Below are 1,234 nucleotides of genomic sequence, written 5' to 3'. Positions count from 1 at the left end.
TCCTGATACTTCTCGAGCATGCGCACCGGCTTCTTCAGGGCGTCACGGCGGAAGGGGTCGCCCAGCTCGCGGGTGCACATGACCTCGATGACGCAGGTCTTGCCTTCGTTCATCTGCATGTCCACGGCCTTCTTCAGCGCCGGGCCCACGTCTTCCAGACGGTCCACGGTGATGCCCTCGGCACCCATCGCCCGACCGATCTCGGCGAAGCTCTGGTTGTCCAGCTCGCCCGCCACGAAGCGACGGTTGTAGAACTCGACCTGGTTCTTCTTCTCGGCGCCCCACTGGCGGTTATGGAACACCACCGCGGTCACCGGAATGTCGTGACGCACCGCGGTCATGATCTCCATCAGGCTCATGCCCCAGGCACCGTCACCGGCGTAGGCGATCGCCGGACGCTCCGGTGCGGCCACCTTGGCCCCCATGATGGTCGGCAGTGCATAGCCGCAGTTGCCGAAGCTCATCGGCGCGAAGAAGCTGCGCGGCTTCTCGAAGCGCAGGTAGCTGTGCGCCACCGCGTTGATGTTGCCGATGTCGGTGGAGACCATGACGTCTTCCGGCATCGCCTTCTCCAGCTCGCGCAGCACCTGACGCGGATGCAGGTACTCGCCGCCGGAGAACGGGGTCTCGTCCTTGGCCTCGTCGATGGCGTCGAGGCTGAACGGGTCCTTCTCGTGGGTCCACTCGTCCAGCTCGCGCTCCCAGGCCGCCTTCTCGCTGGCGATCTGCTCGGCGCGCTCGCCCTTGCTGGCGTCGCAGACCAGCTCACGACCGGCCAGGCGCTCGGTGATCGCCTCGGCGGCTTCCTTGGCATCACCGCAGATGCCCACCGCGATCTTCTTCACCAGACCCAGCATCTTGTGGTCGGCGTCGATCTGGATGATCTTGGCATCCTTCGGCCAGTAGTCCATGCCGTGCTGCGGCAGGGTGCCGAACGGCCCCAGGCGCGTGCCCAGTGCCACCACCACGTCGGCCTGGGAGATCAGCTTCATGCCGGCCTTGGAGCCCTGGTAGCCCAGCGGGCCGCACCACAGCGGGTGGCTGGCCGGGAAGGAGTCGTTGTGCTGGTAGCTGTTGACCACCGGCGCACCCAGCCGCTCGGCCAGCGCCTTACAGGCCTCGACGCCGTCGGCCATCACCACGCCGCCACCGGAGACGATCACCGGGAACTTGGCATTGGCCAAGAGCTCGGCGGCCTCGTTGAGGGTCTTGGTGCCGCCCGGGCCGCGGTCGA

At 66.9% G+C, this 1,234-nt stretch carries 1 protein-coding gene; it reads right to left on the bottom strand.

Annotated elements, in window-relative coordinates:
- The coding region (gene xsc, locus RM463_RS17410; protein WP_311430771.1) for a sulfoacetaldehyde acetyltransferase at positions 1-1,234 on the bottom strand (1,234 nt) is incomplete at both ends.

Source organism: Halomonas sp. LES1, assembly GCF_031846005.1.
Classification (GTDB): domain Bacteria; phylum Pseudomonadota; class Gammaproteobacteria; order Pseudomonadales; family Halomonadaceae; genus Halomonas.
This window is presented reverse-complemented; position numbering and strand designations above follow the sequence as displayed.